Here is an 18,839-nt window from a genome sequence, read left to right as displayed (position 1 = left end):
TCCTTACCGTCCGGTCACGGTCAATGCCAGCCACAGCGCGGGCACCGACACCAGCAGGCACAGCGGCACGGTCAGCGCGCCGAGGCGCAGGAACTCCCAGAGTGTCGGCGTGTGGCCCGACCTGGTCAGGATGCGGCGCCAGAGCAGCGTGGCGAGCGAGCCGACGTAGGTGGCGTTCGGGCCGATGTTGACGCCGAGGAGCACGGCGAGCAGGACGCCGGCCGGGGCGTGCGGGCCGAGCACCGACAACAGGATCAGCGTGGCGGGCAGGTTGTTGACCAGGTTCGCCAGGACCGCGGCGACCGCCGCCACGCCGAACAGGGCTGCCAGGCTGGTGCTCGTCGGGGTGATGGTCGTCAGCACGTCGCCCACGCCGTGGTCGGCCACCGCCTCGACGACGACGGCCATGGCGGCGACGAAGAGGCAGAGAAGGGGCGCGGCCTCCGCGACAAGGGTCCTGACCGTGGCCTTGCGCTGGATCAATGCTCTGGTGGCGAGGACCGCCGCCGCGGCCACGGCCGTCCACACGGGGTCGACGCCCGCGCCGAGCGCGATCAGGAGCAGGGCCAGGACGGTCAGCGCGAACTTCGGGGCGGGCGTGGTGGGCGCGGGTGGCGGGTCGCCGTGCCCGCCGAGGTCGGCGGCGAAGAACCGCCGGAACACGAGGAATTCGACCGCGATGGTGAGCAGCCACGGCAGGGCCATCAGCATGGCGAAGCTCGCGAACGCGAGGCCGGAGGCGCCGAACGCGAGCAGGTTGGTGAGGTTGGAGACCGGCAGCAGGGTGGAGGCCGAATTGGCCAGGTGCGTGCAGGCGTAGACGTGCGGCTTGGCACGCAGGCGCACGGCGTTCGCGGTGTGGAAGACGACCGGGGTGAGCAGGACGATCGTCGCGTCGAGGCTGAGCACGGCGGTGGTGGCGGCCGCGGTGGCGAAGGTGAAGGTCAGCAGCCTTTGCGGGCGCCCCTTGCTGGCGGTGGCGACGTGCTCGCCCAACCAGGTGAAGACCTTGTCCGTGTCGGCCAGGTGCGCGATGACGAGGACTGCGGCCAGGAAGATCAAGGTGGGGACGAGGTCTCTGACCTGCTGGCCCGCGTCCTTCGGGTGGACCAGCCCGAGCAGCAGGACCAGCCCGGCCGCCGGGATGGCGGCGACCGCCTCAGGAAGACCACGCGGGCGGATGGTCGCGAACACGAGGACGGCGACCAGCAGCCCGACGCTGATCACCACGGCGACCGGCCCGTTCACCGCTGAACCGTAACCGCAGCCGACGGCATTGGACCGAACTGGCCGGGGTGCGACTGTCGCTCGCCGCCCATCCGCCGTTCGCCTCGCGCGCGCGATGGCAGCCCCCGCCCTCCCGGGGGCACCCCTTGAAACCAGTCTATCGGCTCTGACCTGCGGAAAGGGGGTCGCGACCGGATCTGTGGACAACTGCCCGCCTGTGGAAAACCCGGTCGATGGCGCGAGAAGCGACAAATCGCCCATGCGCAGGTCATGCCGACCGTCAGCGCTGTCGGTGGCCCCTGGCACAATGGTTCAGCGGACGAGTCGGCAGGGCGGCCGCGTTCCCGGCCACGAGCCGGGACCGAGGAAAGTCCGGACTCCGAAAGGGCAGGGTGGTTGCTAACGGCAACCCGAGGTGACTCGCGGGACAGTGCCACAGAGAACAGACCGCCTCGCCACAAGCGGGGTAAGGGTGAAACGGTGCGTGTAAGAGACCACCGCGGCCTGGGTGACCAGGCTGGCACGGCAAACCCCACCCGGAGCAAGGCCAAGAGGGAACCGCGAGGTTCCTGCGCAGGCGTTCGAGGGCGGCCCGCCCGAGCCTGCGGGTAGGCCGCTGGAGCCTGTCGGCAACGGCAGGCCTAGATGGATGGTCGCCGCCGCTTTCGCGCAAGCGGACGCGGCACAGAATCCGGCTTACGGCCGGCTCGTCCGCCCCACTTCCTGGAACGATCACGAAGCGTAGCGAATATTGACCTTGAATAGCCCGGTTTGTGTTGATCGCGGGATTTCTGCTCGGGCCTTTCGGCCTGTACTCTCGCGAGAGGCCAGTGTCGGGGTCACTGAAGCCTGGAGGAGGCTGCCTTGCGCCAGCTGGGTGACGGCCGAACGAGCAGGACGAAGGCGGTGACCAGCGACCTTTCGACACCCAGTGTGAAGAAGAGAGTCGCATGCGAGTGAACTGCGGACCGGGTCTTTTTTGCGACTCGGCTTCGTGTTCTCCTGGCACTGTCTGCCCACCGTCCAGTGCCGAAAGACCATGCCATGCGTCCCGTATGCATGACGCGCACGTCCGAGTACCGGAGTAAGCGATGACCGCCATGACCACCCTCGAGACCGTCGCCGATCAGGTAGCCCAGCAAGGCAGCCTTGGCACCTCCGGGGTCCGTGCATGGATCCTCAACAACATCATTCCGCTGTTGCTTCTGGTGGTCGCCTTGCTTCTGCTGTGGCTGGGTGGCGGCAAGGGCGACAACGCCGGAGTGATGCGCCGCCTCGGCGGTGTGATCGTCGCGCTCGCGATCATCGGCCTCGCGGTGACCACGGATGCCGGCAAGAACATCGGCACCTGGATCGCCGGTCTGTTCACCGGCTGATCGGGTTGGTGCCCGATGCGCATTCGCACTGACGACGAGGTCTACCGCGTCGACGCCGTGTGGCTGGGACCGCCGAAGGCGACCATGCCGTGGCGGGTCCGCTACGTCGCCTGGGGTGTGGGGACCGTGGTGTTCCTGCTGGTGATGACGGTGGAGCGGCGTATCGGTGTGCCATTTGGCTGGTCGATCCCGTGGGGGATGGTGGCCACGGTGTTGATCACGCGGCTGGCGACGTCGCGGATCACCTACGAGCGTCCGCTCGGTTCGGTGATGGCGATGTGGCTGCGTGAGCTGACCGCGCCGAGGGAGATCGCGACGGGTGAGGGCGGCGCGGTCACGGCCAGCCGGGTCAAGATCAATGCGCAGCGGCCGCGTCGCAGTGACAAGGCCGCACGCAAGCAAGCTCGCAAGGCGCACGGAAAGCCTGCGAGGAAACCGCAAGCGCCGAAGGCACGCGCCCAGATGGAACCGGGCCGTGCGAAGGGAGGACGCCGGGGTGTTCGGCCGCCGAGGTAAGCGCGAACAGGACCTGTTCGCGCAGTACCAGCAGTCCGCGCAGCCGCCGCAGGCGGGGCGAGGGCGGCATGAGCGACCCGAACGTCCACCGGCGCAGTACCGGCCGATGACCGACGCCGGGAAGAAGGCGGCGAGCAAGCGCAACCGGCGGTTGCCGGGGGAGTCGGCGATGCCGAGCTACACCCCGGAGATCGCGGTGCGCTCGATCGACGGCCACCTCGTGCGCACCGGTCACGACGTCTACGCCTGGTACCGGCTGGCGCCGCAGCGCTGGTCGTTCCGCTCGGACTCCCAGCGCCAGGACCTGATCGCGGCCATCGCCGGTCAGTACGCCGAGCTGCACGGCCGGTGGATGCACCTGCGCGTCACCACCCGGCCCTACCCCATCCGCATGTGGGCCGAGGCGCACGTGCACAACGCCGTGAACCGCCTGCCCGACGTGCCCGGCGCGCTCTCGTTCGACGACTACCTGGTCGGCGAGCAGCAGCAGCTGATGGGCCGGTCGATGGCCGAGAAAGAGGTCTACCTCGGCGTCCAGGTGCAGACCCGCAACGTCGTCGACCGGGCCGTCGAGCGCGCGGCTCCCTTGCTGCGCAAGGTTTTCCCGGAGGCCGTCGACGCCGAGCTGGTCGCGCTGGACAGCGAGGTCGACCACCTCGACCAGGTCATCGGCTCCGCCGGCCTGGAGGGCCGCCCGGTCACGGCGGAAGAGATGTCGTGGCTGATGCACCGGTCCTGTTCGCTGGGCCTGCCCGCGCCACGCAACATGCCCGCCGTTCCGGGCGCGACCTGGGAGCCGGAGGACCTGGCGAGCTTCACCGACGCCGCCGACTTCCACCAGGACCCGTACTCGCCGACGGTCACCGTGCGCGGGCGCACCGGCTCCAACGCCGGGGTGGCGCGGCACGTCGCGGTGCTCACGGTCGGGCAGATGCACGGCCTGCAGATCCCGGAGATCGACGACCCGTGGGTGCAGCACTCCGACCGGCTGCCCGCCGCGGTGGAGTGGTCGGCGCGGATCTACGTGCGTCGTCCCGAAGAGGTGCAGGGCGAACTGCAGCGGCAGATGTCCAAGGTCCGCTCGCAGGTGCGCCACTACACCGACGAGCACGGTCTCGAGCCGCCCCAGTCGCTGGCCCGCCAGGCCGCGCGGGTGCTGGAGATCGACGACGAGATGACGTCGGGTTTCACGGCGCTGGCCACCCGCGTGCGGTCGTGGTGGCGGCTGGCCGTCTCGGGTCCGACCGAGCGTGACGCGTTGCGCCTGGCCCAGCAGTTGCTCGACCTGTACAAGCCGAAGGTCGCCATCGAGCACCCCGAGGCGCAGTACGCGCTGGCGCGGGAGTTCATCCCGGGCGAGCCGCTGGCCTCCTCGGCCTACCTGCGGCGCGGCTCGGTGGTGTGGGCGGCGTCGTCGGTGCCGACCGCGACCGCGGAGGTCGGCGACCGCCGCGGCATCCTCCTCGGCGAGACCTGCACGACGACCCGGCGCCCGGTGGCGTGGGACCCGTGGATGGCGCAGGAGATCCGCGACGCGTCCGGCCTGACCGCCCTGGTCGCCGGGCTCGGTGGTGGTAAGTCGTTCCTGGGTGGCGGCATCGTCTACAAGACGTTGCGCGCCGGTGCGCACTGGACGCTGCTCGACCCGTCCGGCCCGCTCGCGCGGCTGTGCGACCTCCCGGAGCTGCGCCCGTACGCGCGGCCCATCAACCTGCTCAACGCCCAGCCCGGCATCCTCAACCCCTACCGGGTGGTGGCCGAGCCGCAGCTCACGCACTTCATGGACGAGGAGGACCCGGAGCGGTCCTGGCGCCGGGAGAAGGCTCTGGCCGCCGCGACCCGCCGCCGCCTGGTCCTCGACGTGCTGGCCGGTCTGCTGCCCTACGAGGTCGCGCGGCTGCCGCAGACCCGGATCGTGCTGCTGCGTGCGGTGCGTGCGGTCGGCGGCCGGATCGACGCCGACCCGAGCATGGTGTTCGACGCGTTGCGCCGCGACGCCAGCGAGCACCACGAGCACGCGGTCGTGGTGGCCGACTTCCTCGACGAGATGCGTGAGCGCATGTCGTTGCTGATCCCGGAGGCCGACGCCGACCCGTACACCGACCAGCGCGACGACCGGTTGACCGTGCTCACCATGGCCGGGCTGACCCTGCCCAAGGACGGCGTCGGCCGCGAGCACTGGACCGACGCCGAATCCCTCGGCGTCGAGATGCTGAACCTGGCCGCGTGGCTCACCCAGCGCTCGATCTACGAGCAGCCCAAGGACCTGCGCAAGGGCGTCTGGATCGATGAGGCGTTCTTCCTCTCCGAGGTGCCGACCGGTCGGGTGCTGATGAACCGGTTCGCGCGTGACTCCCGCAAGTGGAACGTCCGCGTGTTGCTGTCCTCGCAGATCCCGGCGGACTTCCTCAAGATCCAGGGCTTCGTGACCCTGCTCGACTCGGTGTTCGTCGGCCGCCTCGACGACGACGACGCGCAGGCCGATGCGTTGCGGCTGCTCAAGGTGCCGGTCGGCGCCGGGTACGAGCAGGTGGTGGCCAGCCTGGGCCGGCGCCCGATGCTGCGTTCCGGGGTCGTCGAGCGCGACCGCTCGCCGCGCCAGTTCATCTTCGGCGACGGGGCGGGCGGCGTCGAACGCATCCGCATCGACCTCTCCGGCGGGCACCTGGACCACCTGCGTGCCGCGCTCGACACCACGCCGGACGCGCTGCGCGACGCGGCCACCGCGTCGGCCACGAGCGAACAGCAGGCCCCGCAGGTGCCTGACGAGTACCTGATCGAGCCGAGCCAGGCCATGTCCGACGAGGACTTCGAGGCCGAGGCGGAGGCCGAGCTCGGGCTCACCGAAGAGGAGCTGCTCGCCAAGGCCGAAGAGATCCAGGACCCGCCCCAGGACGGCCAGGACTCGGGGAAGAAGCGGCGCGGAGAAGACGCGGCATGACGGCGGGGGGACGGGACCACCAGAGTCGCCGGTGCGCGAGATCGCACACGGTGCGTGACCGCTTTCTCACGGGGGCGGTCTGAATGGATCTCCTGACCCTGCTCGTGCTCATCGCCCTGTCGGTCTGGCTGGGCGTCCGGCGCAAGAGACGAGCCGACCCCGATTACACGCCGCGGCCACGGTCGCGGCGCTTCACTGCGTTCCTGGCCGTGTCCGCGGTGCTCGGCCTCCAGGTCGTGATCGGCGCCCCCGCCGCGTCCGCGCAGGACAACAGCTGCGCCGAGGCACCCAACCCGGAGCGGCCGAACTCCGGCATGGTGGCCGCGCTGGACAACCCGCTGCCGACCCACGGTTCGATCAAGTCGCGGTACGGCACCTACGGCTACGCGGGCATGACGTGGCACGTCTACGACGACAACTGCGTGCTCTCCAAGGGCCTCACCGACCCGAACACCACGATCGACAACTGGGGCGGCAACCAGTTGTTCAACGTGGGCAAGAACTTCGTGGCGGCCACGAACGGCCTGCACTACGCGCTGGCCTACGACGAGTTGACCGGTCCACTCGACAAGGCCGTGGACAGCGGCACGAAGCTGTTCTACGACAACGTCTACGTGAAATGGTTCGGCCTCGTCGCGTTGCTGCTCGCGGTCTGGTTGTTCAAACACATCTGGACCGGTGATCTCGCGACGGTCAGCAAACGCGGGATGTGGGCGCTCGCGTCCATGTGGGTGGCGACGTCGTTCCTGTTGATCGGCCCGATCTACAAACAGATCGAAGGCCAATTCCTCGACCGGACGACACAGATGCAGGCGGGTTTCCTGTCCGATCAACCGGACAAACTCGCCATCGACTCGCTGCCCGATCTTCTGCACGACCGGGTGGTCTACCGCAACTGGTTGCGTGGCGAGTTCGGCAGCGAGGACGCCCCACAGGCCAAGCAGTACGGCGACCAGTTGCTCGACGCGCAGGCGTGGAAGAAAACCGACAGCACCACGACCGTCGACCAGAAGGAGCTGGACCGCAAGAAGGCCGAGTACAAGGACATCTCGACCAAACTCGGCCCGGCGACCGGCTATTTCAAGGGCACCGACGGCAGCCGCACCGGCTCCGGTTTCCTGGCGTTGTTCCAGGGCGCGATCTACACGCTTTTCCAGTTGTTCGCCAAGGCGGGAATCCTGCTCGCCCAGGTGCTGCTGCGCGTGTTCCTGCTCGCCACGCCGCTGATCGGCCTGATCGGCCTGCTCTACCACGACATCATGCGCAAGGTCGCGCGTGCGGCCGCAGGCGTGCTGCTCAACGTGCTCGTGCTCGCGGCGCTCGCCGGCATGCACGTGTTGCTGCTCAACGCGATCTTCGGCGCGAACGCGTTGTCGACGATCGCGCGGATGGCGCTCGCCGCGTTGATCACGATCGTCTTCATGGTCATCGGCCGGCCCATGCGCCGGATGTTCCAGATGGTCGAGCTCTCCGTCGGCGCGGTCGGTTCGGCCATGCCCTCGGCCGGACCCGGGCTGTTCAGCCGGTTCCGCGGCCGGGACGCGCAGCCGCCGAGCGCGCAGGACGAGTTCTGGGACCAGGTCCGCGGCATGGACCCCGACACGCTGCCCGCCGGGAAGGACGTCCGCCGGCCACGCCCCGAGGCCAGCAACCCCGTCATGGTCCCGTCCGAGCGGATGGACAACCGGCGTGGCCCGGACGGCCGCCCGCAGCTGCCGTCGGGCTCGCCGGCCGGGTACCTGCCGGCCGCGGGCGCGGATTCCGTGCTGGTCGGCGGCGGCCCGAACGGCGGTCAGCTCGGCCCGGCCGCGCACCGGGTGAGCCGGGTCGTGGACACCGCACCGGTCTCGGACAGCGCGTGGGACGAGCGCGACGAGCGGGTGCTCGTGCCGTCCGAGCACCGCGCCGGCGAGCTCACCCGCCGCCCCCAGGCGCCGCCGCCGGTCCGGCACGCGGACACCGAGGTGGTCGCCGGCCGGCCGGTGCACGTCGTCTACCGGCCCTCGCGGGGGCTCGAGGTGGGCCAGCGCCCGCAGGAGCAGCCGCCGCGCCGCATCGATGTGAACCGCGGGCCGCGGGAAACCGACACGTTCATCCGCTGAGGGGAGGTAGCACATGCCGATCAGGACCAACCGCGGTCGCGCCGCGGTGTACCGCAGGCTCTGGGGCTGGCCGCTGCGCTCCCCGAAGCACCTGGTGATCGCGCTCGTCGGGTTCGCCGTGGTGGTCACCGTCCTGGCCATCGTGGTGGCGAAGCTGTCCGGTCCCGGCCGCCAGCCCGTCGCCGCCCCGAGCACGGACGACACCACGACGTCGACCACGCAGAACGTGGCACCGCCGGTCGAGCCGAGCACGGGGCCGACGACGTCGTCGCCGCTGCCGACCCGGCTGCCCGCGCCGCCGTCGCCCTCGACCGCCGCGCCGGATCCCGAGGCGCTCGACGTCGCGACGCGGTGGACGGCGGCCTGGGCCAACCACCCGGCCGGCGTGAGCACCTACCAGTGGTTGCAGGGCATGCGCCCGTACACCACCGAGGAATACATGACGATCATGGAGTCGATCGACCCGGCGAACGTCCCCGCCACCAAGGTCACCGGCCCCGCGACGGCGATCTCCTCGGTCGCCGGCTCGATCGACGTGCGGGTCCCGACCGACAGCGGACCCCTGGCCATCACGTTGATCAAGACGACCGAGGGCTGGCGAGTGACCCACTACGACCAGGGGACCTGACCATGAAGACCGCGGTGATCATCGTCGTGGCGGCCGTGGCCATTTTCACGGTCGTGCTGAGCACGGGTGCGATCAACACGGTCGTCGGCTCGAACGAGCAGGCCACCGCGGCCGCGGCGGGGATGAGCTGCGACGCCGCGCTCGGCCCGGCCACGAGTGGACCCACCGGGTCCGGCGCGATCGACGCGGCACGGCTCTCCCCGCAGCAGCGCAGCATCGCGGGCCTGATCATCACCATCGGCAAGCAGCGGAACCTGCCGCCGCGGGCGTGGCAGGTGGCCATCCAGGCGGGCATGACCGAGTCGGGCCTGCGCCCGCTGAACTACGGCGACCGCGACTCGCTCGGCATCTTCCAGATGCGCCCGTCGATGGGCTGGGGCACCCCGGCGCAGGTGAAGGACCCGGCGTACGCGATCAACAAGTTCTACGACGTGCTGGAGAAGATCCCCGGCTGGAAGGACCAGCGGCCGGGCGAGTCCGCGCAGGACGTCGAGCGCTCGGCGTTCCCGGACCGGTACCACCGCTGGGAACCCATGGCGTCCAACCTGATCGGCGACATGGGCAAGCTGGCCGACCCGACCGGGTGCGGGCGCGGCACGGGCAACCTGCTGCCGCCACCGACCAAGGCCGCGGGCACCGCGATCCAGTGGGCGCTGGAGCAGCAGGGCGACCCGTACGTGTGGGGCGCGCCGGTCAACCAGGCCGACTCGTTCGACTGCTCCAGCCTGATGCTGCAGGCCTACCGCAACGCGGGGATCCTGCTGCCGCGCGTGTCCCGCGACCAGTACCACGCGGGCGCGCTGCTGCCCATCGAGCAGGCCAAACCGGGCGACCTGCTCTTCTGGGCGTACGACACGTCCAACCCGGCGACCATCCACCACGTGGCCATGTACCTGGGCGACAACAAGATCGTCGAAGCGCAGCAGACGGGTGTGCCGGTGCACATCCGCGCGGTGCGCTTCGGCGAGCCGGAGTTGATGGCCCAGGCCGTGCGGCCCGGAGTCTGAGGGAGGGCGAGCATGTATCCCGACCAGGTCGCGCGACAGCCCGCGTCGACCACGCCCTTGCGGGATTACCTCTCGGCCGGGCCCCGGCCGGGTACGGACCAGGGGTACGTGGTGCTGCCGCGGTCGCTCGTGGAGAACATGCCTTTGGTGTGGCAGCAACACTTCACGCAGCTGCTGGCCGAGTTCCACCAGGCCGCCGCGCACCTGCAGTGGCCGGTGTACCGGGTCGTCCCGTCGAAGTGGGAGCGGCTCGTGGACCTCGACGAGGACCAACTGGCCGAGGTCGGCTGCATCGTGGAGATCGACACCGACGGCGAGCTGGTCTACCGGGAGCGGCACGGGCGCCGCATCGAGAACCCGGAACAGACCACGGTGCTGGTGTCGTTCGCGGACCCGCTGCCGGGCGAGCACCGCAACGCGACGTCCGACACGCCGCCGCGAGGAGTGCCCGTCCCGGGTTACTGAGGCGGCTGCTGCTCGGCGAGCCACTCCCGGTACGCCGCCCCGAGGCGGGGCGCGCCGGGGTCGTTGAGGATCACCGAGGCGGAGCGTTCGTCCAGGTAGTGGTGCCCGGGGTACGGGTCGAGGTGGACGTTGCCGCCCGCCCCGTCCTGATCGGCGGACTCGTCGAAGATGTGGGCGATCGTGTGCAGGTGTTCGGCGGGCCCGGACAGGACCAGGTCCCGGTCCTCACGCGCGAGCGTCACGGTGGTCGCGTCCGTGCGGCGCACCACGATCCGGGCCAGCGGCTCGTCGAAGGGGTCGACGTCGGCCTCGGCCTCCAGGTCGACGGCACCGCCGCCGGCGCGGACGAGGTCGGCGAACCGCCGGTACTCGGCCGCGGTGCCGAAGATCGACATCTCGCCGAAGCGGCGGTCCAGGGCGACGATCACGGCTCAGCTTAGCCAGCGGCGGGCGGGTGAGCAGTGGATCCGGTGAGCGAGCCGCGGCGCTTGTGGCCGCTCCTGAGCGGGCGATCCAGCGGCCCGGATCCGGGTCCGCCAGGGGACCGTCTGAGCTACCAAGCGCGCGCTGGAAAAACTTCGCCGACCGGTGCGCAGGGCCCACCCTCCCGGGGGCTCCCCCTTGTCCATTCTATCGGCTTTGAGCTGGGGGAACGGGGGTTCGGTAAAGGTGTGGAAAACCCCGATCGCGAACGGAGGATTCGGTCGGCTTCTGTGGATGCGGATGCGCCGCTCACGATGGGGGCGCGGTGACCGCGCGTACCCGGCTATGGTGCGAGCGTGGCATCCAAGGTCATCCGCGTCGTGGCGGCCGACGGGGACTTCGCCGGTGTGCGCACCGAGTTCGGGTTGCCGGGTGACTACCCCGGGGCCGCGTTGGCCGAGGCAGTGCGCGCGGCCGCCGACGGCCCGGCGCCCGGCCCGCGCGAGGACGCCACCGACCTGCCGCTGGTGACCATCGACCCGCCCGGCGCCAAGGACCTCGACCAGGCCATGCTGATCGAGCGGCGGTCCGGCGGCGGTTTCCGGGTCCACTACGCGATCGCCGACCTCGGCGCGTTCGTGGTGTCCGGCGGGGCGCTGGACGCCGAGGTCCGCAAGCGCGGCCAGACCGTCTACCTGCCCGACGGCAACGTGCCGCTGCACCCGGCCGAGCTCTCCGAGGGCGCGGCCAGCCTGCTGCCCGGCGAGATCCGGCCCGCCGCGCTGTGGACCATCGACTGCGACGCCGAGGGCAACCAGGAATCGGCGCACGTGCGGCGCGCGACGGTCCGCTCCACCGTGCGGTTCGACTACGAGACCGTGCAGGCCGCGGTCGACGCGGGCAACCCGCACCCGTCGCTGGCGGCGCTGCCCGACCTCGGCCGGGCCCGCCGTGCGCTGGCCGTGCGCCGCGGCGCGGTCGAGTTGCAACTGCCCGAGCAGGAGGTCGTCGCCGACGGCGACGGCTGGGCGCTGGTGCTGCGGCCCCGCAGCGAGGTCGACGCGTGGAACGCCGAGATCTCGCTGCTCACCGGCATGGCGGCGGCCGAGATGATGCTGACCGCGGGGATCGGCATCCTGCGCACGCTGCCCGACCCGGACGACGGCGCCGTGCAGTGGTTGCGCCGCTCGGCGAAGTCGCTCGGCATCGACTGGCCGCGCGACGAGGCCGCCGCCGAACTGCTCGCCCGGCTCGACCCCACCCGGCCGGAGTCGATGGCGTTGTTCATGGACGCGACCCGCTTGCTGCGCGGCGCCGGCTACACCACGTTCGACGGCAGTCCGCCAGAGATCAGCACGCACGCCGGGATCGCCGCGCCGTACGCGCACGTGACCGCGCCCTTACGCCGGCTCGTGGACCGGTTCGGCGCGGAGATCTGCCTCGCCGTCAGCGCCGGGACCGAGGTGCCCGAGTGGGTGCGCGAGTCGCTGGTTTCCTTGCCGGACTTGATGTCCGCGTCCGACGCGCTCGCCGCCAAGGTCGACCGCGCCTGCCTGGACCAGGTCGAGGCGTGGGTGCTGGCCGACCAGATCGGCGCCGAGTTCGACGCCGTCGTGCTGCGCACGGAGAACGGCAACTCCGCCGACGTGTTCGTCCCGGCGCCGCCCGTGCTCGCGCGGTGCACCGGCGAGGGCATGTCCGAAGGCGAGACGATGCGGGTGCGGCTGGTCGAAGCCGATACCGCCGCGCGCAAGGTGAGTTTCCAGCGGGCCGAACAAGAGGAGAAGACCGAATGACCGAGGTTTCCGAGCTGACCGTCGGGGTGCTCGGTGGCACCGGCCCGCAAGGCAAGGGTTTGGCGTTGCGCTGGGCCATGGCCGGGCAGCGGGTGATCCTCGGCTCGCGCAGTGCCGAGCGGGCCGAGCAGGCGGCGTCGGAGGTCTCGTCGCTCGCGGGCGCCGAGGTGACCGGTGGCGACAACGCCGTGTGCGCGGCCTCGGCCGACGTGGTCCTGGTCGCCGTCCCGTGGGACGGCCACGCAGAGTTGTTGACGTCGTTGCGCGAACAGCTGGCCGGCAAAATCGTGATCGACTGCGTCAACCCGCTCGGCTTCGACAAGCAGGGCCCGTACGCGTTGCCGGTCGCCGAAGGAAGCGCGGCCCAGCAGGCGTTCGACCTGCTGCCGGACGCCCGCGTGACCGCCGCGTTCCACCACGTGTCGGCCGTGCACCTCGCGGACCTGTCGGTCACCGACATGGACACCGATGTGCTCGTGCTGGGCGAAGACCGCGAGGCCGTCGACATCGTCCGCGCCCTAGCCGACCGCATCCCCGGCGTCCGCGGCATCTACGGCGGGCGACTGCGCAACGCGCACCAGGTAGAGGCGTTCACCGCCAACCTGATCGCGATCAACCGCCGCTACAAGACAAACTCCGGTGTGCGCATCACCAACGTCTGAATCCTGGCTCTCTATTAGGAGCGGCTGCCGCGCGTGTTCGCCGCCGGGTGGTTGGGTTAATTGCTGAGTTGCGTAGCTCAGCCGGAATATTCCGACGTTTGTTCCCCCGTTCGTGTTAGACCATTTGTTCGAATGGCGTGGTATGATCGGGGTATGGAGCTGGGGGAGCTTAACTCGACCGTCGCGCAGATGCGGCGTCTGGAGTTGAAGCTGCTCGACGACATTTCCCACCTGGAGTGGAAAGAGTCCGGGTTTCCCCAGTTGTGGCGGTTCCTGCAGGACGTCCTGCACGTGACCGCCAAGGAGGCCAAGCGCCTCGAACACCACGTCGAGTTGTTGTGCCCCAAGGTCGGGATCACCGGACAGCCCATCCCGCCGCGGCTGCCTGCGGCGCGGGCGGCGATGGCGGCTGGGGAGATCTCCGGCGCGCACGTGGACAAGATCGCCACCACGGTGGAGTCGGTCCCGGTCGAGCACGCCGAGCAGGTCGAGGCGGACATGACGGGGTTGGCGCGGAAGTTCAACCCGACCCAGCTCATCCGCCTGGGCGAGCGCATCGTCGACGCTCTGAACCCGGACGGTCGCAAACCCATCGAGCCGACGGTGGTCGATGGCCAGAACACGCTGGACCTCTACGAACACCGCGACGGGTCCCTGTCAGGCCAGTTCCGCTTCGGCGGGGAGGATGCGAGTGTGCTGCGCGCGCTGCTGTCCCCGTTGGCCAAGCCGCAGCCTCAGGATGACCGGACGCTGAGCGAGCGTCAGGGTGACGCCCTGGCCGAGATCATCGGCTTCGCCGCCGACTCCGGCCAGGCTCCGGCTGAGGGTGGCGAGCGCCCGCACATCGCGGTGACGGTCTCCTTGGAGACCCTGCAGACCCGCATCGGCCACGCCATCCTCGACGACGCCCGCACCCTGACCCCAGAGCAAGCCCGCCGGGTGGCCTGCGAGGGGAAAATCATCCCCGTCGTCCTCGGCGGCCAATCCCAGCCGTTGGATATCGGCGAAACCCGCCGCCTAGCTGATAAACGATTGCGCAGAGCCCTCGCCATCCGCGACCAAGGCTGCGCCGCCCCGGGTTGTGCGCGAACACCACACCAATGTCACGCCCACCACATTAAACATTGGGCCGACGGCGGCCTAACCACGCTAGATAACCTGGTCCTGGTATGCCCATATCACCACCGGCTGATCCATCACGCCGAATGGTCGGTGCATATGGATAACGGGCTGCCGGTATTCACCCCACCACCCTGGCTACAACACGCCTCCTAAACAACCAGACGCCGCGTAAATTCCTGCGCCCCAGCCACTGCCGGGACCACCCCGGCAAACCGCAGCCTGCCCTGGCAACGCAACCCCTCAACCGGGCCACCCCCGCCACGCAACCACCGGCACCGTTGGCAAGGGTGTTCGCCGCCCCCAACCCCGAGGCCAAACCAGCCACCGGCGGCGAACACCCGCGGCAGCCCCACCCGCACGAGAGCAACCGGGAACGAACACTCAACCAATGTCAGTCGCCCGGTCCTAGCCGCCATCCCTGGCAAGCAACTCCACCGCGAGAGCACCACCTACGAAGACTCAGCCGCCACCTCGCAGCAGCCGCCCAGCATCGAACGCATGCCCGCAACTCAGCCACCGTCGGAACCCTCGGCAAACCGCTGGCTGCCATCGCAACGCCACCACTCAATCTGGCCACCCTCGCAGCGCAACCACCGGCACCGTTGGCAAGGGTGTTCGCCGCTCCCCGCCCCGAGGCCAAACCAGCCACCGGCGGCGAACACCTGCGGCAGCCCCACCCGTACGAGAGCAACCAGGAACGACCACTCAACCAACATCAGTCACCCAGTCCCAGCCACCAACGCCGGCCAGCAACTCTGCCGCGAGAGCACCACCTACGAAGACTCGGCCACCACCCCGCAGCGGCCGCCCAGCATCTAACGCAGCCCCCAACGAACGCATGCCCGCAACTCAGCCACCGCCGGGACCACCCCGGCAACCGCAGGGCGCCCTCGCAGCGCAACCCCTCAACCGGGCCACCCACGCAGCGCAACCACCGGCACCGGTGGCAAGGGTGTTCGCCGCTCCCCGCCCCGAGGCCAAACCAGCCACCGGCGGCGAACACCCGCCGCAGCAACACCCATTCGAGAGCAGTCATCCCCGGAGGACTCAACCCCCGTCAGTCACCCGCTACCCCCGGCAACGACGGCAAGCAACTTCACCGCGAGAGCAACCACCTACGAAGGCTCAGCACCGGCCCGCAGCAGCCGCCCAACATCCACCCCCCAACGGACAGGCATCGATGACCTGCTCCGGCCCACCGAGCACCAGCCCGTCACGCCCCGCCGCACCAAGAACGGCCTGCAGTCTCGCGCGCGCGAAGACAAGCCCCCACCCTCCCGGGGGCACCCCTTGAAACCAGTCTATCGAGGTCAAAGGGGGTGTGGGGCGGGAGAAGCGGATCTGTGGACAACTACCCGCCTGTGGAAAACCCCACCCCGGCACAGACCTAGTTAGCCTGAAGTCATGACGTTGATCGACGACCTCGGCGAGCCGGTTCCGGTCACCGGGGTGCCGCGGACCGTGGTGAGCCTGGTGCCGTCGATCACGGAGGCCATCGCGGAGTCGGCGGCTGGGCTGCTCGTGGGTGCCACCGACTACTGCATCCACCCGGCGGGGCTCGACGTCACGCGGGTCGGCGGTTCCAAGTACCCGAAGGTCGATCGGGTGCTGGAGTTGCGGCCCGACCTGGTCGTGGCCAACAGCGAGGAGAACCGGCCGGAGGACGTCGCCCGGCTGCGGGCCGACGGCATCCCGGTGTGGGTGACGGAAGCGCCGGGCACGGTACCCGCTGGGCTCGCGTCGGTGCGCCGGTTGCTGACCCAAGGGCTCGGGCTGGACGAGCCGGCATGGCTGGTCGCGGCCGAGGACCGGTGGCGCGAAACGTTGCCGCGGCGAGCAACCGCGATCGTTCCCGTGTGGCGCAAGCCGTGGGTGGTGGTCGGGCGGGACACGTTCGGGGGCGACGTGTTGCTGCGGCTGGGCATCGGGAACGCCTATGCGGCACACGAAGACCGCTACCCGCGACCGTCGCTGGACGAGCTGAACGGGCTGCTCGCCGACGGCACGGCCGGGCTGGTCGTGCTGCCGGACGAACCCTACGAGTTCACCGAAACCGATGGGCCCGAAGCGTTTCCCGGCGCGCGGTGCGTGCTGGTGTCCGGCCGGGACCTGACCTGGTACGGACCGTCCCTTGTGGACGCCTGGGGCCGGCTCAGCGCGGCGCTGGACGGAATCGGTCGGTAGCGGCGGTCAACGCGGCCAGGACGCCGCGCTCGCCGACGGCGTGGCCCGCGACCGGCAGCATCACCAGTTCCGAGTCCGGCCACGCCTGGTGCAGGCGCCACGCGGTCACCGGCGGGCAGACCAGGTCGTAGCGGCCCTGCACGATCACGCCGGGGATACCGGCGAGTTTGCCCGCCTCCGCGATCAGCTGGTCGTCGGACAGCCACGACCGGTTTCCGAAGTAGTGCAACGCAACGCGGGTGAACGGCACCGCGAACCGGGGGTCGGCGTACTGCTCGGCCAGGCCCTCGGTCGGGACCAGCTCGCACAGCGCGGCCTCCCAGCCGCTCCACGCGAGCGCCGCGCGGGCCCGCACGTCCGGGTCGGGGTCGTCGATCAACGCGCGGTAGGCCGCAAGCGGATCTTCCCGTGCCGCCTTGGGGATCGGCGCGAGGAACGCGTGCCACGCGTCGGGGTGGATGGATGCCGCGCCGCCGCGGTAGAGCCAGTCGAGTTCGGCCTCGCTCGAGGTGAACACGCCACGCAGCACGATGTCGGTGACCCGGTCCGGGTGGCGCTGGGCGTAGGCGAGGGCGAGCGTCGCGCCCCACGACCCGCCGAAGAGCTGCCAGCGGTCGATGCCGAGGTGCTCGCGCAGCCGTTCCATGTCGGCCACGAGGTGCCAGGTGGTGTTGGTGCTCAGGTCGACGCCGGGCTCGTGCACGCCGGGCGTGCTGCGACCGCAGCCACGCTGGTCGAACAGGACGATCCGGTAGGCGTCCGGGTCGAAGTGCCTGCGTTGCGCGGGCGCGATCCGGCCGCCGGGCCCGCCGTGCAGGAAGACCACCGGCTTGCCGTCGGGGTTGCCGCTCTCCTCCCAGTGGACGAGCTGGCCGTCGCCGACCTCGAGCATGCCGGAGCGGCGCGGCTCGACCGGCGGGTAGAGGTCAGGCATGGCTCAGGTACCCGCCGAGGACCGTGGTGACCATCGTGCGCACGGCCTCGGCGTCCGGCGGGGTGCCGCGGTCGGCGAACAGCAGGTGACCGGCGCCGATGAGGGTGGGTGCGAGCGCGTCGATCGGGGCGTCGTCGGCGATGCGGCCGTGGGCGCGTTCGTACGTGAGGTACTGGCCGATCATGATCGCGGCCTCGGTGAGCACGGGGACACCCGCGGGCCAGGACTCGCGCAGCCGGGCCCGCAGCCCGTCGCGGAAGGTCACCAGCGCGACGATCGCCACCGCGACCGAGCCGAACAAGGCGGTCAGCGCGTCGGCGAGGTTGTCGACGACGTCGCCCTTGCCCGCCTCCTCGCGCAGCTGGGCGGCCTGGGTGTCCATCCGGTCGACGCGGTCCATCACGAAGTCGGCGAGGAAGGCGTCGAAGTCGGCGAAGTGGCGGTGCAGGATGCCCTTCGCGACGCCGGCTTCGGTGGTGACGGAGCGGCTGGTCAGGCCGCTGGGGCCGTCGCGGAGCAGGATCCGGTCGGCGGCGTCGAAGAGCTGCTTGCGGACGTCACGCAGGGCCACGCCAGTGGGCACTCCGGACTCCCTCCTTGCCTGAGTGGGCGCTTGCCCATTAGCGTGGGCGCATGCCCACTCTACCGTCGCATCAGCACCGGAAGATGGCCGAAGGCTTCGGCGTCGACCCGGATCGCTATGACCGTACGCGTCCGCACTACCCCGATGAGCTGGTCAACCGGATCATCTCGACCAGCCCGGGCCGCGCCGTGCTGGACGTGGGCTGCGGCACGGGCATCGTCGCCCGCCAGTTCCGCGACGCCGGCTGCACGGTGTTGGGGGTCGAGCCGGATGCCCGGATGGCCGCGTTCGCCCGCTCGACCGGCATCGACGTCGAGGTCTCGACCCTCGAGGAGTGGTCCTCGGACGGCCGGCTCTTCGACGTCGTGGTGGCCGGGATGACCTGGCACTGGGTGGATCCCGTCGCGGGTTCGGCCAAGGTGGCCTCGGTGTTGCGGCCGGGTGGGCGCGTGGCGGTGTTCTGGCACGCGTTCGAGATGCCGGCCGCGGTGGCGGCGGCCTTGGCGGACGCGTTCGCGCAGGTGCTGCCGGACGCGCCGGTGAAAATGGGCACCACGCAAGGTGTCGCGTTGTACCAGCCGGGCCTGGACAAGGCACTGGACGGGTTCCGGTCCGAAGGCGGTTTCGCGGACTTCGACCAATGGCGGTTCGACTGGGACCGCGTGTACACAAAGGACGAATGGCTGGACCAGATCCCCACGCAGGGCACGATGACGTCGTTGCCCGCCGAGAAGCTGGACCAAATCCTGAGCACCGTGGGCGCCGCCATCGACGAACTGGGCGGCAGCTTCACCATGAAGTACTCGACCGTCGCGGCCACCGCGGTCCGCAGCGGCTGACAAGCCGGTGGCGCCCAGCCGAGGCCGGGCGCCA

Annotated in this window: 16 protein-coding genes and 1 other RNA gene; 13 read left to right on the top strand and 4 right to left on the bottom strand. The window is 70.4% G+C overall.

Translation table 11 applies throughout. The annotated features are described in order from the left end of the window. Positions 1–3: 3 nt before the first annotated feature. A complete protein-coding gene (locus EV186_RS00150; protein ID WP_243753736.1) occupies positions 4–1,248 on the bottom strand; it encodes an SLC13 family permease in 1,245 nt (414 codons plus the stop codon). Positions 1,249–1,547: 299 nt separating this feature from the next. Between EV186_RS00150 and rnpB the strand changes: the two genes are divergently transcribed. The 8 genes from rnpB to EV186_RS00110 all read left to right on the top strand — a co-directional run bounded on the left by rnpB (position 1,548) and on the right by EV186_RS00110 (position 10,262). After that, an RNA gene (gene rnpB, locus EV186_RS00145) (RNase P RNA component class A) lies at positions 1,548–1,941 on the top strand. A 377-nt stretch (positions 1,942–2,318) separates the two neighbouring features. Then, positions 2,319–2,603, top strand: a complete 285-nt coding sequence (locus EV186_RS00140) for a hypothetical protein (RefSeq protein WP_133847061.1) — start codon at positions 2,319–2,321, stop codon at positions 2,601–2,603. A 15-nt stretch (positions 2,604–2,618) separates the two neighbouring features. Then, positions 2,619–3,119 carry a hypothetical protein gene (locus EV186_RS00135; RefSeq protein WP_208115437.1) on the top strand — a complete coding sequence of 167 codons (501 nt, stop codon included), beginning with the start codon at positions 2,619–2,621 and terminating at the stop codon, positions 3,117–3,119. A 106-nt stretch (positions 3,120–3,225) separates the two neighbouring features. Next, positions 3,226–6,060 (top strand): ATP-binding protein, encoded by a 2,835-nt coding sequence (locus EV186_RS00130; RefSeq protein WP_133848634.1) that lies wholly within the window; start codon positions 3,226–3,228, stop codon positions 6,058–6,060. Positions 6,061–6,143: 83 nt separating this feature from the next. Continuing rightward, entirely contained in the window at positions 6,144–8,162 is a 2,019-nt protein-coding gene (locus tag EV186_RS00125) for a hypothetical protein (protein ID WP_243753735.1), read from the top strand. 13 nt (positions 8,163–8,175) lie between these two features. Next, positions 8,176–8,790 (top strand): hypothetical protein, encoded by a 615-nt coding sequence (locus tag EV186_RS00120; protein ID WP_133847060.1) that lies wholly within the window; start codon positions 8,176–8,178, stop codon positions 8,788–8,790. A gap of 2 nt (positions 8,791–8,792) precedes the next feature. After that, entirely contained in the window at positions 8,793–9,797 is a 1,005-nt protein-coding gene (locus EV186_RS00115; RefSeq protein ID WP_133847059.1) for a C40 family peptidase, read from the top strand. 12 nt (positions 9,798–9,809) lie between these two features. Beyond that, a complete protein-coding gene (locus tag EV186_RS00110) occupies positions 9,810–10,262 on the top strand; it encodes a hypothetical protein (protein WP_133847058.1) in 453 nt (150 codons plus the stop codon). Here EV186_RS00110 and EV186_RS00105 read toward each other — a convergent pair. Beyond that, on the bottom strand, positions 10,256–10,690 hold the full coding sequence (locus EV186_RS00105; protein WP_133847057.1) for an Imm32 family immunity protein: 435 nt from the start codon (positions 10,688–10,690) through the stop codon (positions 10,256–10,258). The two genes, EV186_RS00110 and EV186_RS00105, sit on opposite strands and share 7 nt — an antisense overlap. A 351-nt stretch (positions 10,691–11,041) precedes the next feature. On the opposite strand from EV186_RS00105, the gene EV186_RS00100 reads away from it, so the two are divergent. The 4 genes from EV186_RS00100 (at position 11,042) to EV186_RS00085 (ending at position 16,449) form a co-directional block, all read left to right on the top strand. Continuing rightward, positions 11,042–12,481: an RNB domain-containing ribonuclease gene (locus tag EV186_RS00100; RefSeq protein ID WP_133847056.1), complete on the top strand. Its 1,440-nt coding sequence runs from the start codon at positions 11,042–11,044 to the stop codon at positions 12,479–12,481. Next, positions 12,478–13,143, top strand: a complete 666-nt coding sequence (gene npdG, locus EV186_RS00095; protein ID WP_133847055.1) for an NADPH-dependent F420 reductase — start codon at positions 12,478–12,480, stop codon at positions 13,141–13,143. The genes EV186_RS00100 and npdG overlap by 4 nt, the downstream gene beginning before the upstream one ends. A gap of 153 nt (positions 13,144–13,296) precedes the next feature. Further along, positions 13,297–14,418: an HNH endonuclease signature motif containing protein gene (locus EV186_RS00090; RefSeq protein ID WP_166658965.1), complete on the top strand. Its 1,122-nt coding sequence runs from the start codon at positions 13,297–13,299 to the stop codon at positions 14,416–14,418. 1,251 nt (positions 14,419–15,669) lie between these two features. Next, entirely contained in the window at positions 15,670–16,449 is a 780-nt protein-coding gene (locus EV186_RS00085; RefSeq protein WP_133847053.1) for a helical backbone metal receptor, read from the top strand. Here the strand turns inward: EV186_RS00085 and pip are convergent. Together pip and EV186_RS00075 are read right to left on the bottom strand one after the other, a co-directional pair. Continuing rightward, positions 16,418–17,383: a prolyl aminopeptidase gene (gene pip / locus EV186_RS00080; RefSeq protein WP_133847052.1), complete on the bottom strand. Its 966-nt coding sequence runs from the start codon at positions 17,381–17,383 to the stop codon at positions 16,418–16,420. The two genes, EV186_RS00085 and pip, sit on opposite strands and share 32 nt — an antisense overlap. After that, positions 17,376–17,966: a TetR/AcrR family transcriptional regulator gene (locus EV186_RS00075; protein ID WP_133847051.1), complete on the bottom strand. Its 591-nt coding sequence runs from the start codon at positions 17,964–17,966 to the stop codon at positions 17,376–17,378. The genes pip and EV186_RS00075 overlap by 8 nt, the downstream gene beginning before the upstream one ends. A gap of 50 nt (positions 17,967–18,016) precedes the next feature. On the opposite strand from EV186_RS00075, the gene EV186_RS00070 reads away from it, so the two are divergent. Further along, entirely contained in the window at positions 18,017–18,805 is a 789-nt protein-coding gene (locus tag EV186_RS00070) for a class I SAM-dependent methyltransferase (protein ID WP_133847050.1), read from the top strand. Positions 18,806–18,839: the final 34 nt, after the last annotated feature.

This window comes from Labedaea rhizosphaerae (assembly GCF_004362825.1).
GTDB lineage: Bacteria > Actinomycetota > Actinomycetes > Mycobacteriales > Pseudonocardiaceae > Labedaea > Labedaea rhizosphaerae.
Note: the sequence above shows the minus strand (reverse complement) of the source record. Positions and strands in the feature narration are given on the sequence as shown.